The sequence below is a fragment of the Mesorhizobium sp. LNHC232B00 genome, assembly GCF_000502435.1.
Taxonomy (GTDB): domain Bacteria; phylum Pseudomonadota; class Alphaproteobacteria; order Rhizobiales; family Rhizobiaceae; genus Mesorhizobium; species Mesorhizobium opportunistum.
In genome coordinates this window covers 24,975-46,178 of sequence record NZ_AYWP01000007.1, presented here as the reverse complement: position 1 = coordinate 46,178, position 21,204 = coordinate 24,975, and the positions used below count along the sequence as shown (strand labels likewise).

20 protein-coding genes are annotated in these 21,204 nt (G+C 64.8%); 3 read left to right on the top strand and 17 right to left on the bottom strand.

Annotated elements, in window-relative coordinates; translation table 11 throughout:
* Positions 1-258: 258 nt before the first annotated feature.
* The 5 genes from X743_RS157665 to X743_RS157685 all read right to left on the bottom strand — a co-directional run bounded on the left by X743_RS157665 (position 259) and on the right by X743_RS157685 (position 4,487).
* Positions 259-2,301 carry a hydantoinase/oxoprolinase family protein gene (locus tag X743_RS157665; protein WP_023765348.1) on the bottom strand — a complete coding sequence of 681 codons (2,043 nt, stop codon included), beginning with the start codon at positions 2,299-2,301 and terminating at the stop codon, positions 259-261.
* A gap of 191 nt (positions 2,302-2,492) precedes the next feature.
* Complete coding sequence (locus X743_RS157670; protein WP_023765347.1) at positions 2,493-2,864, bottom strand: endonuclease domain-containing protein; 372 nt, start codon at positions 2,862-2,864, stop codon at positions 2,493-2,495.
* 102 nt (positions 2,865-2,966) lie between these two features.
* The gene (locus tag X743_RS157675; RefSeq protein ID WP_023765346.1) at positions 2,967-3,593 is read right to left on the bottom strand and encodes a CDGSH iron-sulfur domain-containing protein; all 627 of its coding nucleotides are present in this window, start codon (positions 3,591-3,593) and stop codon (positions 2,967-2,969) included.
* Positions 3,594-3,715: 122 nt separating this feature from the next.
* Positions 3,716-4,087, bottom strand: coding sequence for a hypothetical protein (locus tag X743_RS157680; protein WP_013891997.1), 372 nt, complete (start codon positions 4,085-4,087; stop codon positions 3,716-3,718).
* Positions 4,088-4,247: 160 nt separating this feature from the next.
* A complete protein-coding gene (locus X743_RS157685; RefSeq protein ID WP_023765345.1) occupies positions 4,248-4,487 on the bottom strand; it encodes a DUF1127 domain-containing protein in 240 nt (79 codons plus the stop codon).
* A 248-nt stretch (positions 4,488-4,735) separates the two neighbouring features.
* Between X743_RS157685 and X743_RS157690 the strand changes: the two genes are divergently transcribed.
* Positions 4,736-6,244, top strand: a complete 1,509-nt coding sequence (locus tag X743_RS157690) for a winged helix-turn-helix domain-containing tetratricopeptide repeat protein (protein ID WP_023765344.1) — start codon at positions 4,736-4,738, stop codon at positions 6,242-6,244.
* 40 nt (positions 6,245-6,284) lie between these two features.
* On the opposite strand, the gene X743_RS157695 is transcribed toward X743_RS157690, so the two are convergent.
* From X743_RS157695 to X743_RS157705, 3 genes are all read right to left on the bottom strand, one after another.
* The gene (locus X743_RS157695) at positions 6,285-6,641 is read right to left on the bottom strand and encodes a hypothetical protein (RefSeq protein WP_023765343.1); all 357 of its coding nucleotides are present in this window, start codon (positions 6,639-6,641) and stop codon (positions 6,285-6,287) included.
* Positions 6,642-6,724: 83 nt separating this feature from the next.
* A complete protein-coding gene (locus tag X743_RS157700; protein WP_023765342.1) occupies positions 6,725-8,206 on the bottom strand; it encodes an aspartate aminotransferase family protein in 1,482 nt (493 codons plus the stop codon).
* A 15-nt stretch (positions 8,207-8,221) separates the two neighbouring features.
* On the bottom strand, positions 8,222-9,310 hold the full coding sequence (locus X743_RS157705) for a pyridoxal-phosphate dependent enzyme (protein ID WP_023765341.1): 1,089 nt from the start codon (positions 9,308-9,310) through the stop codon (positions 8,222-8,224).
* 263 nt (positions 9,311-9,573) lie between these two features.
* Here X743_RS157705 and X743_RS157710 point away from each other — a divergent pair, with 263 nt between their 5' ends.
* Both X743_RS157710 and X743_RS20200 read left to right on the top strand, forming a co-directional pair.
* Positions 9,574-11,559 (top strand): BTAD domain-containing putative transcriptional regulator, encoded by a 1,986-nt coding sequence (locus X743_RS157710; RefSeq protein ID WP_023765340.1) that lies wholly within the window; start codon positions 9,574-9,576, stop codon positions 11,557-11,559.
* A 97-nt stretch (positions 11,560-11,656) separates the two neighbouring features.
* Positions 11,657-11,833 carry a hypothetical protein gene (locus X743_RS20200; RefSeq protein ID WP_023765339.1) on the top strand — a complete coding sequence of 59 codons (177 nt, stop codon included), beginning with the start codon at positions 11,657-11,659 and terminating at the stop codon, positions 11,831-11,833.
* A gap of 255 nt (positions 11,834-12,088) precedes the next feature.
* Here the strand turns inward: X743_RS20200 and X743_RS157715 are convergent, their stop codons facing one another.
* From X743_RS157715 to X743_RS157755, 9 genes are all read right to left on the bottom strand, one after another.
* The gene (locus X743_RS157715) at positions 12,089-12,628 is read right to left on the bottom strand and encodes a cytochrome b (protein ID WP_023765337.1); all 540 of its coding nucleotides are present in this window, start codon (positions 12,626-12,628) and stop codon (positions 12,089-12,091) included.
* A 990-nt stretch (positions 12,629-13,618) separates the two neighbouring features.
* Positions 13,619-13,927: a UBP-type zinc finger domain-containing protein gene (locus tag X743_RS157720; protein ID WP_023765335.1), complete on the bottom strand. Its 309-nt coding sequence runs from the start codon at positions 13,925-13,927 to the stop codon at positions 13,619-13,621.
* Between the two features lie 24 nt (positions 13,928-13,951).
* On the bottom strand, positions 13,952-15,616 hold the full coding sequence (locus X743_RS157725; RefSeq protein WP_023765334.1) for a cyclic nucleotide-binding domain-containing thioredoxin-disulfide reductase: 1,665 nt from the start codon (positions 15,614-15,616) through the stop codon (positions 13,952-13,954).
* Between the two features lie 137 nt (positions 15,617-15,753).
* Positions 15,754-16,938 carry a DUF1501 domain-containing protein gene (locus X743_RS157730; protein ID WP_023765333.1) on the bottom strand — a complete coding sequence of 395 codons (1,185 nt, stop codon included), beginning with the start codon at positions 16,936-16,938 and terminating at the stop codon, positions 15,754-15,756.
* A gap of 14 nt (positions 16,939-16,952) precedes the next feature.
* Positions 16,953-18,314, bottom strand: a complete 1,362-nt coding sequence (locus tag X743_RS157735) for a DUF1800 domain-containing protein (protein WP_031257666.1) — start codon at positions 18,312-18,314, stop codon at positions 16,953-16,955.
* A gap of 133 nt (positions 18,315-18,447) precedes the next feature.
* On the bottom strand, positions 18,448-19,662 hold the full coding sequence (locus X743_RS157740) for an MFS transporter (protein ID WP_023765331.1): 1,215 nt from the start codon (positions 19,660-19,662) through the stop codon (positions 18,448-18,450).
* The gene (gene arsC / locus X743_RS157745) at positions 19,662-20,069 is read right to left on the bottom strand and encodes an arsenate reductase (glutaredoxin) (RefSeq protein ID WP_023765330.1); all 408 of its coding nucleotides are present in this window, start codon (positions 20,067-20,069) and stop codon (positions 19,662-19,664) included. Before arsC ends, X743_RS157740 begins: the two co-directional genes overlap by 1 nt.
* The gene (locus X743_RS157750; protein ID WP_245264207.1) at positions 20,066-20,836 is read right to left on the bottom strand and encodes an MIP/aquaporin family protein; all 771 of its coding nucleotides are present in this window, start codon (positions 20,834-20,836) and stop codon (positions 20,066-20,068) included. The genes arsC and X743_RS157750 overlap by 4 nt, the downstream gene beginning before the upstream one ends.
* A complete protein-coding gene (locus X743_RS157755; RefSeq protein ID WP_023765328.1) occupies positions 20,829-21,185 on the bottom strand; it encodes a metalloregulator ArsR/SmtB family transcription factor in 357 nt (118 codons plus the stop codon). The genes X743_RS157750 and X743_RS157755 overlap by 8 nt, the downstream gene beginning before the upstream one ends.
* Positions 21,186-21,204: the final 19 nt, after the last annotated feature.

Below are 21,204 nucleotides of genomic sequence, written 5' to 3'. Positions count from 1 at the left end.
AAGGCTTTGCGGGGCGTTTGACATGTTGGGGTTGCAGGGTCAATTCAGCTTAGGTTGAAGGCGAGCGTTTTGGCGAATTGGCGAAGACGGCGGCAACAGCGTCCTTCTCCCCGTTCTACGGGGAGAAGATGGCGGCAGCCAGATGAGGGGCGGCGCAGAGTTGTGTGAATAGCGGTACGGCGAAATCGCATTGGCCAGCGCTGCCCCTCATCCGCCCTTCGGGCACCTTCTCCCCGTGAAACGGGGAGAAGGAAGAAGCTACACCGCGATCCTTGGCCGTCCCGAGGCCACCGCTACCACATGCGCCTCGATGAACATGCGCTGGGCTTCGACTGTGGAAACCTTGAACTCGGTCGCGACCTCGATCTCGGCGCTGTCGGTGCCGGCATCCCTGGCGCGCTGGGCGACGATGGCGCGGACATCGGCCTCGGCGGCCGCGATCGCCGCCGCCTCGTCGAGGAAATCGCGCACGGTTTCACCCGAGGCAAGGCGGAACAGTCCTTCCTTTGGCTGGCTGACCCGCGCCTCGGCCGAGACCCGCACCTGGCCGACGACGGCGCCGAGCGCGTTGGCGACATCGGTATCCCGGGGCACAACGCATTCATTGCCGACCAGGGGCGCAAGGCCGGCATAGTGCAGCGGTGCCGAGGCGCCGAGGCCGATGACCGGACGGTCGAGCGCGACGCTGAGGCGGGCGATGCCGGGATGCGCGTCGACGGCGCGCTGCACCAGCGCGTGCGCGACCGTGGCCGCGCCGTCGAGCCCGTCCTCGGCAAAGGCGGTTTCGAGAATGTATTCGGCCGACCAGCGCGTCAGCGTCACCAGCACCCGCTCCGAGATCACCTCGGGCGACGCGGCGATGGGCTGGCCACGGCCGTCGCGCTTGCGGGCGAACAGCTCGGCACCGAGGCGGGCGGTGGCGGCATCCCAGTTTGACTGCTTGCCCTGCACATGCGCCGCGTCCGAGGGGGTGAAGCCGCAAATGTGCACCAGCCCGCGCGAGACCAGCCGGTTCAAGGTGGCGTTCTGGGCATTCGATGTCAGCAGCCTGTCGAGGGCAAGCGGGGTCGCGCCGATCGCCTCGTAAAGCCGTGCCTCCGGAGCCGTCAGCCCGGCGGCGAGCCTGTCCGGCACGCCGGTGCGCACCGCGAAACGGCCATCCATGCGGCCGGTATTGGGTGCCCGCAGCTGGCGTTCGAGTTCCGATCTCACGGCGTCGCCATGCGCCATGCCAGCCAGCGCCAGCGGCACCAGGCGGCGCGGCCCAAGCAGGATCCTCGGGTTGAGCGCGCCATCCTCCAGCGCCACTTCGGAATCGCCGCCAAGGCCAAAGGTGCGCATGGCGACGGCCTCGACCATGGTGCGGAAGCCGCCGACGGTGGCGCCTTCCGGATCGAGGCGTGGACGACCTCCATCGAGCACGGCAACGTCGGTCGTAGTGCCGCCGATGTCGGAGACCACGGCGTTGTCGAGCCCGGTCATGTGGCGAGCGCCGACCAGGCTGGCGGCAGGCCCGGAGAGGATCGTCTCGATCGGCCGCTGGCGGGCGAAGGCCGCCGAGACCAGCGCGCCGTCGCCGCGCACCACCATCAAGGGGGCGGCGATGTTGCGCTCCGCGAGAAAGCCCTCGGTCGCCGCCACCAGCCGGTCGATCATCGAGATCAGCCTGGCGTTGAGCAAGGTGGTCAGCGCCCGGCGCGGGCCGCCGAGCTTGGCCGACAGTTCGTGGCTCGAGGTGACCGGCAGGCCGGTCCTGTCGCGGATCAGCTCGCGGGCGGCGATCTCATGCGCTGGATTGCGGGTGGCGAAATAGGCGCAGACGGCAAAGCCGGACACCGAGGCGCCGAGTTCCGGCAAGGCGGCCTCAAGCCCGGAAAGATCGAGCTTAGCGGCATTGCCGTGGACATCGTGGCCGCCCGGACAAAACACCACCGGATCGGTGCCGAGTGCTGCCTTCAGCCCGTCGCGGGCGAGATCTGCCTCGGAAAAGCCGATCATGATCAGCGCGACGCGGCCGCCCTGGCCCTCGACCAGCGCGTTGGTGGCGAGCGTGGTCGACATCGAGACCAGTTTGATCGCAGCCGGATCGGTGCCGGCCTTGTGCAGCACCGCATCGACGGCACCGGAAATGCCGACGGCAAGATCGTGCCGCGTGGTCAGCGCCTTGGCCTTGGCCAGCACCTTGCCCTTGTTCGGCCCCTGCTGCGGGCCTTCGGTCTCGGACCACAGCACGGCATCGGTATAAGTGCCGCCAGTATCGATCCCGAGGAACAGCGGTTTTGGCTTGGTCTTGGCGGTCATTTTGGATGGCGGTCCGGCTGACGAATTTTCTGGCTCAGCCCTTAGCCGATACGGGCCGGCCGATAAAGCCGCGAGCGCTGGGCCAAGGGAGGAGTTCGATCTCCCCCCTCGTGGGGGAGATGTCCGGCAGGACAGAGGGGGGGGCTGTCCCGCCGGCCTACCCACGATTACAGTTCCTCCCGCCGATCCATTCAAGACGTTCCATCGAGCCCAGCCGCAATCACAATATGCTGGCAGACATTGTCGATGTCGCGGATGATGTCGTCGTTCCAGAAGCGCAAGACAGTCCAGCCGTCTTGCTCCAAGCGCAATGTCCTTGTTTCGTCGATGGCGACCGCGCCGGCTTCCGCATGCTGCGAGCCGTCGACTTCGACGACGAGTTTCTTGTCCGGACAAGCGAAGTCGACAATGTAACCAGCGACCGGAAATTGTCGGCGGAAGCCAAGCCCCATCAGACGGTGCGCGCGAAGCTCGTTCCAGAGCTTCAATTCGGCTGATGTCATGACCTTGCGCATCGATCTGGCGTTTGCGCGGTGCCTTGGCGGCAATGGCGTATGAGGCATTGCGATGCCGGTGGCTGTTGAAGTTAGTGCCCTACGGCGCCCCCCTCTGTCCTGCCGGACATCTCCCCCACGAGGGGGGAGATTGGCAGCTCGGCCGCTTGGCTACCCCACAAACCCAACCCTCTTATGCGACCCATCGCAGAACGGCTTGTTGGCCGAGTGACCGCAGCGGCAGAGGAACGTGCGTTGCGTGCGGTCGACGGTATGACCGGTGCCGGTGACGATCTCGAGATTGCCCTCGAGCTTGAGCGGGCCGTTCGTCGTCGGGGTCACCGTCAGCGGGCCATTCCTCGCGTCAAGCGCCGGCGTGTCCTTCAGCGCCGGTTCGCCGGTGGCGGTGAACCCGGCCTTGGTGTGGCTGCCGTCGCAGAACGGCTTGTTTTGCGAAGCGCCGCAACGGCAGAGCGTGGCGCGGTGGAAGGTCTCGCCGGCGAGCACGATCTCGGCGTGAACGGCGAGCGGGCCGTTTTCGCGCAGCCGCACGGTGTTGACCACCGGCGGTTGTTCCTGCGGCCGGCCATCCTTCCTGGTGTAGGTGATGGCGCCGGACGGACAGCTTTCGGCGATGGCGACGATCTTCTCGACGCTGGCCGCTTCGGGATGGATCCATTGGCCCGGCGCGTTGGGCACGAAGACATGTGGATCGCCGAGCACGCAGTTGCGCGAGTGGATGCAGCGCTTGCCGGAGAACCCGACGTCGATCTTCTCGCCCTCGACCGTGCCCGCCATTGCCGTGCTCCTGTTGCCTGGAGCACGCCGCATCTCAAAAGGGAGCTGTACGACGCGCTCTGGGTGATCGTCTCGACGCAGGCTAGGGCGTCGGCGGGAAAAACGTCAAGCTGGCAAGCCGGTCAGGGGACCAGATTGATCTCCTCGGTCTCGCCGCCGCTGCAGGTGTAGCAGCAATCCTCGCATTTTTCCTTGTTGCCGGGGCCAACGCCCCAGTAGGTCTCCTCGTCGCCATCGACCCAGGCGCCGTAGCAGATCGATTCGCCCTCGTTGCAGGAGATCGGCAGCTGCTTGGTCTCGCCATCGTCGAGATAGAAGTCCTTGCCACCGCCGGGCCAGATATAATCGCGGTCCTGGCTGTAGAGCTCGACGCGCATGGCGTTGGGATGGCTGTTCTTGATGGCAAAGGTGACGTCGCCGGCATGGGCGGCTGGTGCGACAAGGACGGCAAGCGAAAACGCGGCGGCGAACCGGCGCGCGAAAGTGAAAGACATGAAAACCCCCGATGAAGAATCGGCCCCACGGCCGATCCCGGGATCATGGCATGATGCAGGCGATCGCTAAAGGGACGACGGCGACAATCCCTTCAATAATCCGACCCCGCCCTTCGACAATCCGACCCCGGACCTCAAGGTTCCCCCGTGCTTTCGGCTGTCATCGTTGCCAGAAGGGCAGCTTGGCGATCTCCGCATCGGCTTGCCGTTTCGTCAGGCCGATGTCGTCGATCAAATGGGGATTGGCCAGCGACATCTGCTTGAGCTCCCAGCGAAAGCGGGCCCGGTTCCGCCAGGCCGCGATCGCGCTGCGCAGGGCCGCCAGGCTGTAATGCCGGCGCGACGTCCGCCCGGCAGGCCGCGCTGCCTGATGCCGGACCGATGCAAGGGTATTGTTCATGACAACCTCCATGGCGTTCCAAGGGTTGGGGGTTCCAAGGGTTGGGAGCCCCTCGACCTGAATGAATGAGGTTGAATTCTGCCGGATATGGACGGTGCCGTAATTAAAGCCTCCCAAATAGTTCTCAAAAGTTCCAAACGGGCTCTAACTGTTTGTTTTCGATGCAATTCCAGCTGGGAAAGCGCGCCCTGCTTCCGCCCGGAAAAGCGCTTCGTACTTTTCGCGGAATTGCTCTATAGATGCGCTCCATGCAGGGATCGCGCTTTGCCTTCGGTCCGTTCGTGCTTGATCCGGACGCAGGGACGCTGCTTCGGAACGACGAGCCCGTTGCCGTCGGCTACCGCGGGCTGAAGCTGCTTGCGGCGTTTGTCGAACGGCCGGGGGAAATCCTGGCCAAGGCGGCGTTGATGGATGCGGCGTGGCCGGGCACCGCCGTCGAGGAAGGCAACCTCACCGTCCAGATCGCGCAGCTGCGCAAGCTGCTTGGTCCGGCCATCGATGGCGGTGAATGGATCACCACGGTTCCGCGCGTCGGCTACCGCTTTACCGGGGCCATCGAACAGCTTGCCGGCGTGAAGCGAAAAACCTTGCCGCTGCCCGACAAACCATCGATCGCCGTCCTGCCCTTCGTCAATCTCAGCAACGATCCCGGGCAGGAAGCCTTCGCGGACGGCTTGACCGAAGACCTGATCACCGACCTGTCGCGGGCCTCCGGCCTGTTCGTCATCGCGCGCAACTCGACCTTTGCCTACAAGGGAAAAGCGATGGACGTGCGCGAGATCGCCAGGGAGCTTGGCGTGCGCTATTTGCTGGAAGGCAGCGCACGGCGCGCCGCGGATCGCGTGCGCATCAATGCCCAGCTGGTCGACGCGATGAGCGGCGAACACCTGTGGGCGGAACGCTTCGATCGTCGGCTGGACGATATCTTTGCCGTACAGGACGAGGTGATCGCCAAGATCGTCGAGGCGCTGCTCGGCCGGCTGCGCGCGCCGCCGCCACGCAACCGGCCCAGCAGTCTCGAGGCCTACGATCTCTGCGTGCGGGCGCGCAAGCTGATCGACGATACGCCGCAGACGGCGCGGGAAGCGCATCTGATGCTGACGCGCGCGATCGCGCTCGATCCGGACTATGCCGAAGCCTACCGCTGGCTGGCCATGAACCACTGGATGGGGTGGGTGCATTGGGGCGAACCCGTCGAGCCCAACCGCCGCGTCGCCCTGGAGCTGGCGCGCAAGGCCGTGGCGATCGATCCCAACGATGCCGGCTGCCGCTGGGTGCTCGGCAATCTGCTTGCCTATGAGCGCAACTTCGAAGAGGCGGATGCCGAATTCGCCAGGACGTTCGAACTCGACCCGAACGAGGCAGACGCCTGGGCAACACTGGCCGACATCGCTACACTGGCTGGGCGGGTCGAGGAGGGTCTCGAGCATATCCGCAAGGCGTTCCGGCTGAACCCGTTTCCGGCAAGCTGGTACTATCTCACCCTCGGCCAGGCGCAATATGCGGCGCGCGATTACGAAGCCGCGGTCGAGACCCTGCGCCGGGACGAGACCTATCGCACGAGTTCACGCCGTTTCCTGGCGGCAAGCCTGGCCCAACTGGGCCGGCTCGACGAGGCGCGCGCCGAGGTCGAACTGTTCCTCGTCAGCAACCCGCATTTCACAACCAGCCACTGGGTCTGGACCGAGCCTTTCCGCGACGACGCGATGCTCGAGCATTTCGTCGACGGCTTCCGCAAGGCCGGCCTTCCGGATTGATGCGCCTGCGCGATCTCCCGTGCAGGGTCAGAAGCGCCGATCACGGCACCAGATCGATCGTTTCGGTCGAGTGCTCCACGCAGATGAAGCAGCAGGTATCGCAAGGTTGGTCGTTATCAGGCCCGACGCCGGCGGAGATCTGATCATTGCCGTCGACCCAGGCGCCGTAGCAGATGCGCTCACCCTGATTGCAGGTGAGCGGCACCGATTTCTGCGAGCCCGGATCGATCAGGAACACCTTGTCGTTGCCCGGCCAGACCGTCTCGCGGTCGCGGCTGAACAGCTCGACCGCAACCGCTTCCTTGCGCAGGTTCTTGACGAAGAAGGCCATGTCGGCGGCCTGCGCCGAAGTGGCGAAGACCAATGCCGCAAATGCTGCCATACGAAACAGCGTCACCGCCGGACCTCCCCGAATCATCGCGGCAGAATCGCATGCCTGCCGGGAACTAGGAAGACTCGATCACCAGGAAGACGTGGTCGCTAGGAAGACGCTGGACCCGCGATCTCCCGTCCCAACCGCATCGTTTCCCGCACCAGAAGGTCGAGGTCGTCGCGCCTTGTGCGATGGTTGGCTATCGCCACGCGCAGCCAGTGCTCGCCATGCACCGTGGTATCGGAGAGGGTGGCAATGCCCTGCTCCTGAAGCCGCAGCATGATCTCGGTGTTGAGCGCCTTCAGCGCCTCGCCGTTGACGCCGGGCTGATAACGGAAGCAGACGATGTTGATGGTGGGCGGCATGGCCAGTTGCAGCGACGGCTCGGCCTCGATCAGCCCGGCGAGATAGGAGGCCTGCGCGATGTTCTGGTCGATCAGGCGGCCGAACTTGTCGATGCCGTGCTGTTTCAGCGCCATCCACACTTTCAGCGCGCGAAAGCCGCGCGAGGTCTGCAGGCCGTAATCGTGCAGCCAGTCGCCGGAGGCAAGGCCGCGCGGCGTCGATTCCAGATATTCCGGCGTGACCGCGAAAGTCCGGCGATGCGCGATCGCATCCCTGACCAGGGCACAGCCGGCCTCGAATGGCGCATGCAGCCATTTGTGCGGGTCGAGCGCGATCGAATCCGCCCATTCGATGCCGGCAACGCGATGCGCATTGTCGGGCGCAATCGCGATCAGCGCGCCGATGCAGCCATCGACATGGAACCAGAGGTCTTCCTCATGCGCGAGTTTGGCGAGTGCCCGCAGATCATCGATCGCGCCGGTGTTCACCGTGCCGGCATTGCCGATGAGGCAGGCCGGTTTGAAGCCGGCCGCACGGTCTTCCGATATCGCTGCCCGCAAGGCCGATATGTCGATGCGCAGCCCGGCGTCGGACGGGATGCGTCGCAGCGCGCGATTGCCGAGGCCGAGCGCTTCCATCGCCTTGCGGTGGCAGGAATGGATCTGGTCGGAGCCATAGAAGCGCAGCGGCTTTTCAATGGCGGCGACGCCGTGTTCGCGCACGTCGATGCCGGCCTTGGTGTTGCGCGCCACCGTCAGCCCGATGATGTTGGCCATCGAGCCGCCGCTGACCAGCGTGCCGGAGGCGGAAGCCGGGAAGCCCAGCATCTCCTTGCACCAGTTGACCACCTGGTTATCCATCAGCCCGGCGGCGTGGTTGCCGCCGCCGAGGTTGGAGCCTTGGATCGCCGCCAGGAAATCGCCGAGCGCGCCGGTGAAATTGCTCGATCCCATGTACCAGGCCCAGAAGCGCGGATGGACGTTGCCCATCGGATAGGACATCACCGTGCGGGAGACCTCGCCATAGACCGCGTCCAGCGGCGCCGGCGATCGCGGCAGGGGTGCCGTGAAAGCCTCTCTCACATCAGCCGGCATCTCCCGCCAGACCGGGCGGCCGCGCAGGTCGCACAGATAGTCGACTGCCTCGTCGATGAGCCGATGCGACAGGGCCTGGACTTCGGCCCAGTCCAAAGGGTCAAGCGTTTCCTCGGTCACCATGCCGAGGCTTTCCGGCGCGACGTCCATGACAGCGTCCTCACGTCAAGCCACGGGGAATTGGCAGCCCGGCGTCGAACGCGACAGCGCGGTCTCGTCGGCGTCCATCTCGGCCTCGATGCCGTCGAAGAGCGGCGTCGACATGTAGCGTTCGCCGGTGTCGGGCAGCATGCACAGGATCACCGCGCCGGCCGCCGCATTCTCCGCGACCTGACGCGCCACGGCGAAGGTGGCGCCGCCGGAAATGCCGGTGAAGATGCCTTCCTGGCGTGCCAGCGCCTTGGCCCATTTGATGCCCTCGGGCCCGGCGACCGGCATCACCTCGTCATAGAGGCTGGTGTCGATCGCCTCCTGCAGGACATTGGGGATGAAGTCCGGCGTCCAGCCTTGCACCGGATGCGGCTCGAAGGCCGGATGGCTGGCGGCGGGCGCGCCATCGGCGCCGCGCTGCTGCGCCTTGCCGCTGCCGATGAGCTGCGCGTTGGCCGGTTCGGCGAGCACGATGCGGGTGTCCGGCCGCTCGCGGCGCAGGACGCGCCCCACGCCGACGACGGTGCCGCCGGTGCCATAGCCGGTAACGAAGCAGTCGAGCCGCGAGCCGGCGAAATCGTTGATGATCTCGCGCGCGGTGGTCGCCTCGTGGATGGCGGCGTTGGCTGCCGTCTCGAACTGTCGGGCGAGGAACCAGCCATTGGCCTCGGCCAGTTCCACCGCCTTCTTGTACATGCCGAAGCCTTTTTCGGCGCGCGGCGTCAGCACCACCTTGGCGCCCAGCATGCGCATCAGCTTGCGGCGCTCGACGGAAAAGCTATCGGCCATGGTGACGACCAGCGGGTAGCCTTTCTGCGCACAGACCATGGCAAGCCCGATGCCGGTGTTGCCGCTCGTCGCCTCGACCACCGTCTGGCCAGGCTTCAGTGCGCCGCTGCGCTCGCCTTCCTCGATGATGTTGAGCGCCAGGCGGTCCTTCACCGAGGCGCCCGGGTTGAAGAACTCGGCCTTGACATAGATCGTCGCATGGGCCGGTCCCAGATTGTTGATGCGCACCGCCGGCGTGTCGCCGACGGTATCAAGAATGCTGTCGAACAGGCGGCCGCGCCCGGCGGTGGTCCTGATCTTTTGTTTGTTCAACATCTCTGATCTCCTCGATCGTTGTGTCTCGTCGTCGTGTCTGCCTTCACAGGCCGGTTACAAACCGACGGTTTGGGCGGCGAGGTTTGGAGACCTTGCCGCGCTAGGATTGATCGGACGGCACTGCGGCAATGGCCGCGGCCGGCGCGAAAACGCGCTGCCGGATGCCGTATCGTGTTTGATGATACAGCAGGGGCCGACAGGCCAGCGTGGGAGCAGGCGTGGAAACAGCCGTGGAATCCGCACCATCGAGACTGGATCGCGACATGCCGATCCTCTCCGTGCGCACGCTCGGATCGCTGGCGGTAATGCGCGATGACGTGCCGGTGGTGCTGCCGGCGTCGCGCAAGGTGCGCGCATTGCTTGCCTATCTGGCACTGGCGCCGCATCCGGTCGGCCGCGGCCGCCTGTGCGAAATGCTGTGGGATGTGCCGAACGACCCGCGTGGCGAATTGCGCTGGTGCCTCAGCAAGCTGCGCGGCGTGCTCGACACGCCGGACCGGCGCCGGGTCCTGACGCAGGGCGACACGGTCGCACTCGATCTCGACGATTGTCCTGTCGACGCGCTGGAGGTGAGCCACGCCGCGACACAGGGGATCGAAACGCTTGAATTGGAGCCGTTGCGAACGCTGGCCGGGCTCTTCGCCGGCGCGTTCCTCGATGGGCTGGAGCTCGACCGCAGCCCGCTTTTCGACAGTTGGCTGATCGCGCAGCGGCGGCGCCTCGGCGCTTGCCATGCGGCGGTGCTGGAGCAGCTTGTCGCAAGATTGCCTGCGGATTGCGACGAGGCGATCGGCCATCTCGACAAATGGGTGGAACTGGCGCCGTTCGACGGGCGCGCACACGCCGCGCTGCTGGCCAGCATGGCCCGGCGCGGCGAAGTTGGCGCGGCCGAGCGGCATCTGGCGGCGGCGCAACAGTTGTTCCAGTCGGAGGATCTGGATTTCGCACCGCTCCGCGCCGCCTGGCGGACAATCCGCGATCAGGCGCCAGCTGTCTCGCTCCGGGTGCCGCCGGTGTCCGCGCTGTCGCAGCCGGTGGCACCGTCGGGCGATGCCGGCACGGTCGAACCAAGCCACGCTTCGCTGGCGGTGATGCCGTTTGTCGAGGAAGCCGGCGGCACGCGCGGCGGGCTTGCCGATGGTTTCACCCACGACATCATCACCCGTCTCGCCAAGCTCAGGGATTTCTTCGTCATCGCGCGCGGATCGGTGTTCGCGTTGGCGCAGATGAACATCGCGCCGGACGAAGCCGGCAGAAAACTGAATGTCGACTACGTCGCCACCGGCACGGTGCGCAGCCCGGCCGGCCGCCTCATCGTCAGCGTCGAGCTTATCGAGGTGCGCACGGCCAGGATCGTCTGGGCCGAGACCTTCGAACGCCGGCCCGACGACATCTTCGCCGTGCTCGACGATATCGGCGACAGCATCGTCTCGTCGATCTCGGCCGAGATCGAAACCGTCGAGCGCAACCGCGCCATGCTGAAGGCGCCCAATTCGCTCAATGCCTGGGAGGCCTATCATCGCGGCCTCTGGCACATGTACCGTTTCACGCAGGCGGAAAACGAGCAGGCGCGGAACCTCTTTGCCACGGCCGTCGAACTCGATCCGACCTTTGCCCGCGCCCATGCCGGCCTCTCCTTCACCCATTGGCAGGCCGCCTTCCAGCGCTGGGGCGACCGCGACCGCGAAAGCGCGCTGGCCTTCGAAAGCGCCGGCCAGAGCGTGCTGGTCGACGACCACAATCCGGCCGCGCACTGGGCGATGGGACGGGCGCTGTGGCTGCGCGGCGAGCAGGACGGATCGCTCTCCGAACTCGAACGCGCGGTCGACCTCAGCCCGAATTTCGCGCTCGGCCACTACGCGCTGTCCTTCGTGCATTCGCAGTCGGGCGACCCGCAGGCGGCGATAAGTTCGTCGGACCATTCGCGGCATCTCAGCCCCTTCGACCCGCTGCTGTTCGGCATGCTGGGCGCGCGGGCGATGTCGCATGTCCGGCTCGGCCAGTTCGAGGAGGCGGCCGAATGGGCGCTAAAGGCGGCGGCGCGGCCCAACGCCCATGCCATCATCCTGGCGATCGCGGCACATTGCCTGGCGCTGGCCGGTCGGCTCGACGAGGCGCACGGTTTCGCCGCCGCCATCCGCAAGACAATGCCCGATTACCGCGCCGACGATTTCATCGGCACCTTCCGCTTCGAGCCGGATGCCGAGGCGCTGTTCCGGCAAGGCGCCAGGCGGATTGGCCTGAACTGAAAGCTTTGCGCGCTGCACCCGTTAACGAAGCCGGAAGGAGTTGTTTAACCGTTCACCTCTATGTGACGCCCGGGGGGTCCATGGCAAAGTGAGTATGATGAGCGACAGCCCCGACAAGCGCAGCGAATGGCGCGCCATTCTTTATGTACAGGCCCGCGTCGCCATCCTGTTCGTTCCGGTGGTTGCCAGCCTGCTGGCCATCGCCGCCCTTGCCGGCAACGAACGCAGATCCGTTCCCGATGTCGACCGGACGGTCACCGGGTCGGTGCGATAGATCATCCGGCAGTGCTCGGCACCAGTGGTCGAGCCTTCAGCGGAACCCCCGCGTCGCGTTGACCATTGTGCTCCAGGGCATTCCCCCTGGAGAACATTATGATCCGAGCGCCCGCCGCCACCGCAGACGGCGACGACCTGACGAAAAAGAAGGTCGAAGGAAAGGCCTTCCAGGTTAATCAGAACAGCGTCGACAATCCGACATCCGCACCGGTGACGCCAATCGGACTGATCGAAGGAAGATGGCGTGCGCCTGTCAGGGCGCAGTTTCCGGCAACATCCGCTTGAGCACGTCGTCCTTGCGGACATAATGGTGCCACAGCGCCGCCGCCGCATGCACACCGGCAAGGATGAGGATGGAATTGGCGCATAGGCTGTGCAGCTCCCTGAGGAACCGGGCCGTGTCGCGATCCGGCGAAACCGGGGCCGGGATGGTGAAGAGGCCGAAGAAGCTCAAGGCATCGTCCCGGTACCAGGTCAGCAGGATGCCAAGAACCGGAATGGCCACCAGCAGCGCGTAAAGCACCACATGCGCGACCTTGGCCGCCCATCGCTCAAGCTCTGACATTTCCGTCGGCAACCCGGGCGTTCCAAGCGTCAGGCGCAGGCCGACTCGGACGACGACCAGCGCGAAAAGCAGCAGACCGAACGAAATATGCAACCACCAGACGAGCGCTCGTCCCGGATCCCCGCGCGGAAAAAGCTCCTCGACGTATGTCAGGCCATAAAGGCCGATGACCAGCAGGAACACTGCCCAGTGAATGGCCTTCTGCGCGCTCGTATAGGTAGGATTCATGCGTGTCTTCCAGTTTTGAACGTTTCTAAACTAGCCGCGACCATGTCAAAGCTTTGTTCGAGGACGAGCCCCTCTTTCAAGAGAGCGTCCAAGGACAAGGCCGTGATGATCGTGATTCGATGAACACTGGAACAGGCAACCTGTCAGTTCGCTGACAACAGGGTATCGGATGGCACGATGCGTCGACCAAGAAAGGCCCGGACGACCCCCAGCCCTTAACCAAAATGTGGACTTCTGGTTGAAGTTCCTAGCGAACCCCGTAAGTCACAACGGCTTGCGGGGTTTTCTCTTGCTGGAAAGATCTGAAACAGACGAAAAACTGCGCCTTCCCCGCCCCTTCAACGGGGTGAACGTCAATTTCTGCAAGACCCGTTGTGCTCGAACTTCGGGAAGGCTGCGGAACTTGAAGATGGGTGGGGAAAGAAGCGCGGCAGGGATAGGACGACGCCAGCCATGCGGCTGGGACTGGCCAAGGGTCCTGTGCGGTTCGGGGAGGTAATCTATTTCACATGAAATTTGCGACGATGATCTCTACAGCGGTATTCATGATCAGCGTCCACACCTTCTTGTATATGAAGGTCAGAATTGTGAGCAAACACAAAGGGTTTGGGAAATTTGCAAGATTTGGTTATAGGAATCAAACTCATGTAAATTTAGATAATAAATCCATCCCTCCGGCGTTTGTTGCCGAGTGGAATTCTAAAATTCCAAAATATCGTGTTTTTCTCTTATTTGGATGCGCGCAATTTCTATGCGTTTGGTGTTATGCGATTCTATTCGCAGTATGAGCCAATGACCGATTTGTGCGGCAGCTTTCCCATCGCTTTGACAGTCCGGCACGCACCGTGAGCGAATTATAGGCTTCCGGTTTGTCCATACGCCTATTAGATCCCAACGGGAAAGAATGTGGAGCCGACGGATTCTAGCCGCTCCACATATTAGTTAGGGGCTGGCGGACGACCCGGGCTTTTCTTTGAATCTCGGCGCCCTTCAATAGAACCGTGGGATCGGTCCCTTCTGCGGCGTCGTGCGGTCGCCGAGGTCGAGAAAGACCTCGTCGACATAGCACCAGCCCCAGCCTTCCGGCGGATCGTAGCCTTCGATGATCGGATGGCTGGTGGCATGAAAATGTTTTGTCGCGTGGCGGTTGGGCGAGTCGTCGCAGCAGCCGACATGGCCGCAGGTGCGGCAGAGCCGCAGATGCACCCACCACGAGCCGCTTTTCAGGCACTCCTCGCAGCCAAGCGCGCTCGGCGTAACGTCCTTGATCCCGGCCGCATGCTTGCATTCATCCGCCATCACACTCTCCCTGCCAGTTGAGGCTCAACTCTTCGTTTGCGCAAGATAGGCATGCAATGCGGCGACCACCTGGGCACCTTCGCCAACGGCCGCCGCGACGCGCTTGACCGAGCCGCAGCGCACGTCGCCGATGGCAAAGACGCCGCCGAGGCTGGTCTCCATCAGGCCGTGCGCCGGCCCCAGCTCCGATCCGGTGCGGATGAACCCCTTGGCGTCCAGCGTCACGTTGCACTGCGCGAGCCAGTCGGTGTTGGGGTCGGCGCCGATGAACAGGAAGAGATGGCGGATCGGGCGTGTCGTCTCCTCGCCGCTGACGCGGTTGCGCCAGCGCACCGTGGCAAGATTGCCACCCTCGCCCTCCAGCGCCTCGATTTCGGTCCCGGTCAGCACCTCGATGTTCGGCTGCGCCCTGATGCGCTCGACCAGATAGCGCGACATCGAGGCTTCGAGGCTGCCACCACGCGCCAAAAGCACCACCTTGTGCGCATGGCTGGCGAGGTAGACCGCGGCTTGGCCCGCCGAATTGCCGGCGCCGACCAGCGCCACTTCCTGGCCGGCGCAAAGCCGCCCTTCGATGGGCGAGGCCCAATAGTGCACGGAGGTTCCCTCGAACTGCGCCAAATTGGCGACATCGAGGCGGCGATAGCGCGCGCCGCTGGCGATGACCACGCTGCGCGCGCGCACGGTCTCGCCGTCGCCGACATCGAGCAGATAGCGGGCGCCGGATTTGTCGGTCGTGGCGCTCAACAGCTTGGCCTCGTCGGGGATCACCATTTCGACGCCGAATTTCTGCGCCTGGTTGTAGGCGCGCGCCATCAGCGCCATGCCGGTAATGCCTGTCGGGAAACCGAGATAGTTCTCGATGCGCGAGGAGGCGCCGGCCTGCCCGCCGAAGGCCCGGCAGTCGAGCACTATGGTCGACAGCCCTTCGGACGCCGCATAGACCGCGGCCGCCAGCCCAGCCGGCCCGGCGCCGACGATGGCGACGTCATACAGCGTATCGGCATCGATCGGCCTGAGCAGGCCGATGCAGCGGGCGAGGTCTTTCTCGGTGGGGTTGCGCAGCAGCCTGCCGTTCGGACACAGCACGACCGGCAGATGGTGTGGATCGACGTCGAAGCGCTCGACCAGGGTTTTGGCGCAGGGGTCGCTGGCGGAATCGAGCACGCGGTGCGGCTGGCCGCTGCGGGCCAGGAAGCCCTGCAGCCGCAACACGTCGGCATTGTCTGATGGTCCGATGATGATCGGCCCGCTGGTAGCGCTTTCCAGCAGCCCGACACGGCGCAGGATCAGCGCCCGCATGATGCGCTCGCCGAGATTGGCCTCCTGCACCATCAGGTCGCGCACACGCTGCGAGGGGATGACGAACGCCTCGACCGGTTCGGCGGCCTCGGCATTGACCAGCGAGGGGCGGGCCGAAAGCTGCGCCAGTTCGCCGACGAAGCTGCCGGGTCCATGGGTGACGATGGTCTCGCGCCGGCCGAGCCCGCCATCCTGTGTGATATCGACCTTGCCCGACAGCACGAGGATCAGGCCTGGCGCCACGTCGCCGGCCTTGATGATGGGCTCGCCGGCGGCATAGGCGGCGGCCTCGCCGAACCGGCGCATCCGGTCGATGTCCACCTCGGCCAGCGTTGGAAAGGCCTGGTCGCGACGGGCGCCGAAGATCGCGGTGCTGGATTGAGACATGCTGGATTGAGACATGGTCTTGAGCGTAACGAAGCGAGCGCCGGGTTTGAAGCGGTTTGTTTGATGCCTAGCCGGGAGGCGAGGCCAGCGACACGAGGTGCCGACAGACGGCGTCGGGCGCAGATGTTCAGCGCGCGCTACCCGATCAGCCCGTTCAAGGGCCTGACGGCGATGCTGGACGGGAATACACGCTGCGACAAAGCGAGCTCCGAGATGCCGAGATGGTCGCGCAGAAGGCCCTTCAGCACCGCCCGAAGATCGGTGGTCGGCATCAGGTCCCGGCCTTGATACAATTGCGAGGTTCCAAGTCCCGGCCAGTCCGCCACCACCCGTCCGCCGTTGACGGCGCCACCCATCAGGAAGGCCGTCGTGGCGGTACCATGATCGGTCCCCTCATTGCCGTTGATCCGCGCCGTGCGCCCGAATTCGGTGATGACCACGATCACGGTATCGTGCCAGACGGACTTCAGGCCGCTGACCAAACCCTCCAAAGCGCCGTCCAGGGCCGCCAACAGCCTTGCCAGCTTCCCGTCCTTGGCGCCCTCTTTCGCGTGTGTGTCCCAGCCGTCGAAGCTGAGTGCGGCAATGCGCGGGCCGGACTCGGACGCAAGCAATTTCGCGGCGCCCTCCGCAGCCTCGCGAAATGAAGGCCCCGCCATCTTGGTGCGCGGCACCGGATCGTCGCCATGACCGGACAGGCTGTCTATCTCGCGGCCCTCGATAAAGGCACGCAACAGCGCCGGATCGATTTCGCCATAAAGGCCCATGAGGCGATCTTGCGTGTCCGGGGAGGCTGACCGGAAATTTGGCGGCGTCCATGTCAATGTCGGTGCGGCACCGCGGAAAATCAGCGGGACAGTGGGGCTGACGGCCAGCCCGACCGGACGGGCGATCTCGATCCGGTCGCCGACCGGAAGTTCCAGCACCGCACGATTGAGCCAGCCGGATGCTGTATCTCTCGGTCCGGGCATGCCGCTTTCCAGGACATCCTGGCCGTCGAAATGGGATCGATCCCTGTAGGGCGTGGCGGCGGCATGGACGATCAGGGTGTCGCCGGCCACGTAGTGGTCGTGCAATGTCCGCATCGCGTCGTGCAAGCCGAAAAAGCCGTCCAATGACAGGATGCGGCCGATGCCGGCCACGCCAATCGCAAGCTCGCCCCGCAGCCGGGCGTAATCCGGGTCCCCGATGGGTGGCGCAACGGCCAGGCCGTCCAAAGCTCCGCGCAGGATCACGACCACCATCCGTGGATCGCGCGGCGCCGCGTGGGCCATGCGTGGCATTCTCGACCAGGCGACGAAACTGCCGTTTGCAGCAGGCATAGGGGGCGTCCCCGTCATCTGCGTTGAAACTCCGGGCTCATGAGCAGCAAAGCCAGCGCCTGGGACCTGCTTCGGGCGTGCGCGATATGCTCCCGCGTGGTTGCGGAACAGGCCGTGCCCAGCACCGCATCGACGAGGGCCAGCGGATCCAGGTCGACACGGGCGCGCGCCGCCAGCTCTTCGGCGAAATCGAGGCGATCGGTCATCGCATTGCCCGCCAGCCAGCTATCGGCATGATCAGGAAAGCCATTGGGAGCGTTCGGATTCCACAATGGCTGCCCAAGCGCACTCAACACGCGCGCGACCTGCGCGACATCGGTGCGGAGATCCAGTGCCCTGAGAGCCGACCACAGGAATTCGCTGGGGCTCTTGATCTTCACCGCCGGGCCCCACGCCTTGTCGTGGAGAAGCAGCATTCGTACGCACGCTTTCAGATCCCCGGCACTCTCCAGGAAGATTGCCGCGATCGTTTCGGCAATGTCGGGCGCGGGATCATCGTTGATGAAGTGCCGGACGAGCTTCCAGGCGATCCGCCTTGCCGTTGCTTTATGGCCCGCCAGGGCGGACAGAACCGCCTCGCCCTGATCCAGGCCGGTTTGCGGATAGTCGACATCCATCACCTGCTGGCCGCCAGGCTCGTGTGCATCTGCGGTGAAGCAAAAGCAGCCGTAGTCATCGGCGAGTTCATCATCCTCGCTGGCGCCCCTGTAACTCCAGCCGGTCAACACTTTCGACAGCGCGCTGACATCTGCCTGCGAATAGCCCGCCTCGACCCCGACCGTGTGCAATTCCAGCAATTCGCGCGCGTGGTTTTCATTGCAGCCACGCCCGGACCGGCGCCCGATCACCGAATTCGGTCCGACCGAATTGGCGCTGTTGAAGTAGGAAAGCATTGCCGGGTGCCGGGTTACAGCGACAAGCATGTCTTCGAACCGCCCGAGCACGAAAGGCCGGATGGCTTCCCGCTCGAATGCCGCCGCGGTGCGCCGGACAGTGCCATTGGCACTGGTCTCGACCACGAAATGGTTCATCCAGAATGTCACCAGCCGCTCGACGAGCCCTGTCCTGGCGATCAGGGCGCGGTCTATCCGGGCCCTGACTTCCGCTTCGAGCACCCGGCGATCGATCGGCACGAAGAAGGTGAGGCGGCGGATCGCCGCCGCGAGATAGCCGCGCGGAAGGCGATCCTGGCGATGTCGTTGCGTGATGATTTCGGCGGCGGACAGGAGACCCCCACCAGTAAGGAGGGCAATATCCGGCTCATCCAGCTCATTGAGAAGAACAGTGCGTGGATCGCCATCCAATAGAGACAGATCGCGGGATCGCGGCCCGAGTCCGAAACGATGATAACCAATCGATGCGGATGCGAAAGCCACTCATTCCCACCCTGTCCATGGACTCAATATTGAACGTACTGAGCAACATACGTTGCCACCCAGCAAAAAAAAGCGGCCGGTGGAGGTATGCTATCGTGCAATAGTGGTACGCGACCGGTGTATCCGATCTAGACTAGGATGGTACGATGGTTCGGGCAGGTCGCGAGGAGTTGCGTTGAAAGGCAAGCAGGGCGGCGACCAATAGGACATTGACAAGGGCGAGCCCAAGCAGCACCGACAGCAAGCCCGACGCGCCGACATGCTCCAGCAAGAGAGCGCCCAGCGAAGGCGCGGCGGCCTGGGCAATCAAGCTTGGCATGGCAAGCCGACCCATCAGTTTCGCGTAACCGGGGGCGCCAAACAGCGCCAGAGGCAACGTGCCACGCGCGATGGATTCCAGGCCGATGCCGGCGCCGTAAAGCGCAAGGGCGACGGGCAGCATCGGCAGTCCGGTCCACAGCGCGGCAACGCCGAAGACGACAAATGCCACCGAGGCCAGTTTGGTCCATATCGGATGATGATAGCGGGCGATGGCCATCTCTACGGCCCGGGCACCGACCTGCGAAGGGCCAACCAGCGCGCCAAGGCCAACCGCGGCAGCGAGCGCAAGGCCAGTCGACTGCAGCACGGTCAGCAGATGCACCGACAATGTAGACGATATGACCGCCGACAGCGTGATGCTTGCCGCCAGCGTGGCCATCAGGGGCAGGCTGCGCGGCGCCAGGCCGGCTTCCGGGCCGGTGGCCGCCGCGAGCGGCGGTTCGGCGGGAACGCCACGCGGCAGCACGAGCAGATAGGCGGGCAACGCCACCAGGAGCTGGATTGCCGCATACACCAGGCACACGCCGCGCCAGCCGAACGCATCGAGCAGAAGCGCCGAAATCGGCCAGCACACCGTGCTGGCGAAGCCGCCAAACAGCGTCAGGCTGGTGATCGTCGAACGGGCACCGCGCCCATACAGCCGTCCGAGCGTGCCGAAGGCCGCATCGTAAAGGCCGGCGCCCATTCCGAAACCCATGATGAGCCAGCCGGCGATGAAGACGGGCAGGTTCGGCGATGCGGCAAGCACGGCTTGGCCGATGCCGAGGCAAACGGCGCTGAAGGCGAGCGTCATGCGGCCGCCATGGCGTTCGATTGCCGCGCCGACATGCGGCGATATCAGGCCCGCGACCAGCAGCCCGAGCGACAGGCTGCCGATCACCCAGGGAAACGGCCAGCCGGTCCGAGCCGACACGGCAGGGCCAATGACCGCCGGCAGGTAGTAGGAAGAGCCCCACGCCATGATTTGCGTGAGCCCGAGCGCCGTGACGATGACGCGACGGTCCGGCATCGGGTGGTCGCGGCTCATCAACGGGCCGGATAGGTCACCACTTCACCATCCTCCTTGGTGAAGCGGCCCACAGGCTGGTCGAGCAAGTCCAGCACCAGTTCCGACGGCCGGCAAAGCCGCGTGCCGCGCGGTGTCTCGACAATCGGCCGGTTGATAAGAATTGGATGGGCGAGCATCTGGTCTATCAACTCGTCCTCGCTCCATTTTGCGTCGGCCAGGCCCAACTCGGCATAGGGCGTGCCCTTCTCACGCAGCAGCGCGCGCGCGGGCATGTTCATGGCCTTGAGCAGGCCGACAAGGCGAGAGCGCGAGGGCGGATTTTTCAGATACTCGATGATTTCGGGCGTTTCGCCGCTCGCTTCGATCAGAGCCAGCGTGTTGCGTGACGTGCCGCAAGCCGGGTTGTGATAGATGGTGACAGTCATGGCGCTGCCCTTTCGGTGTGTGCGACGGTCGAGGCTGGCGAAAGCAGCCAGCTCATCGTGCCGGCGGCGATGAGTGCGCCGGCCAGTTCGGCGACGATGAATCCGGGAAGGTCGGCAGGCCGAATGCCGGAAAAGGTGTTGGACAGCGAACGCGCCACGGCAACCGCGGGGTTGGCGAACGACGTCGATGCCGTGAACCAGTATGCGGCGGCGATGTAGAGACCGACCAGCCAGGGAACGGCTTTCCGCTCGAACCGCACGCCCGCCAGGATGACGGCGACCAGGCCAAAGGTCGCGACACCTTCAGACAGCCATTGAGCGCCGCCGGTGCGTATGTGCGTTGAGGCCTGCACGAACGACTGGCCGAACATTGCGTGCGCCGTCACCGTGCCGGCAATGCCGCCGAGGGTCTGGGCCACGATGTACAGTCCAGCCAAGCTCATCGGCAGCTGCCGCAGGACTGTGAAGACCAGCGTGACCGCCGGATTGAAATGCGCTCCGGAGATGGGCGCCAGGATGGTGATGAGGACCACAAGAATGGCGCCTGTCGGCAGCGTGTTGCCGAGCAACGCAACAGCTTTGTCCGGCGTCAGCGTCTCGGCCATGATGCCGGAGCCGACCACCGTGGCGACGAGGAAAGCAGTACCGAGCGCCTCGGCCGCGACACGGCGCGGCACGCTGTATNCGGAGCCGACCACCGTGGCGACGAGGAAAGCAGTACCGAGCGCCTCGGCCGCGACACGGCGCGGCACGCTGTATTCAGGCATCGGCACGGCTTCCATCGTTCGGGACGCAGCATGTCGGGTTGAGCGCCGGCGAACAGATTTCCGGCCGGCCGGAGCAGCAATCCTCCATCAAAAACCGGATAAGGCCGGTCAGCGCGTCATACGCGGCACTATAGACGATCGATCTGGAATCTCGCCGTGCGGCAACCAGGCCGGCGCGTTCAAGTTCCTTCAGGTGAAAGCTGACGTTGGAGGGCGAGACCTCCATCTGCTCGGCCAGGACACCGGCGGCGATGCCGTCGGGCCCCGCAATGACCAGCCGCCGCAGGAGCCTCAGGCGCGTTTCCTGCGACAGCGCTCCGAATGCGGAAAGGGCTTGACGTTCATCCATATTTCAATAATCCTAAAAA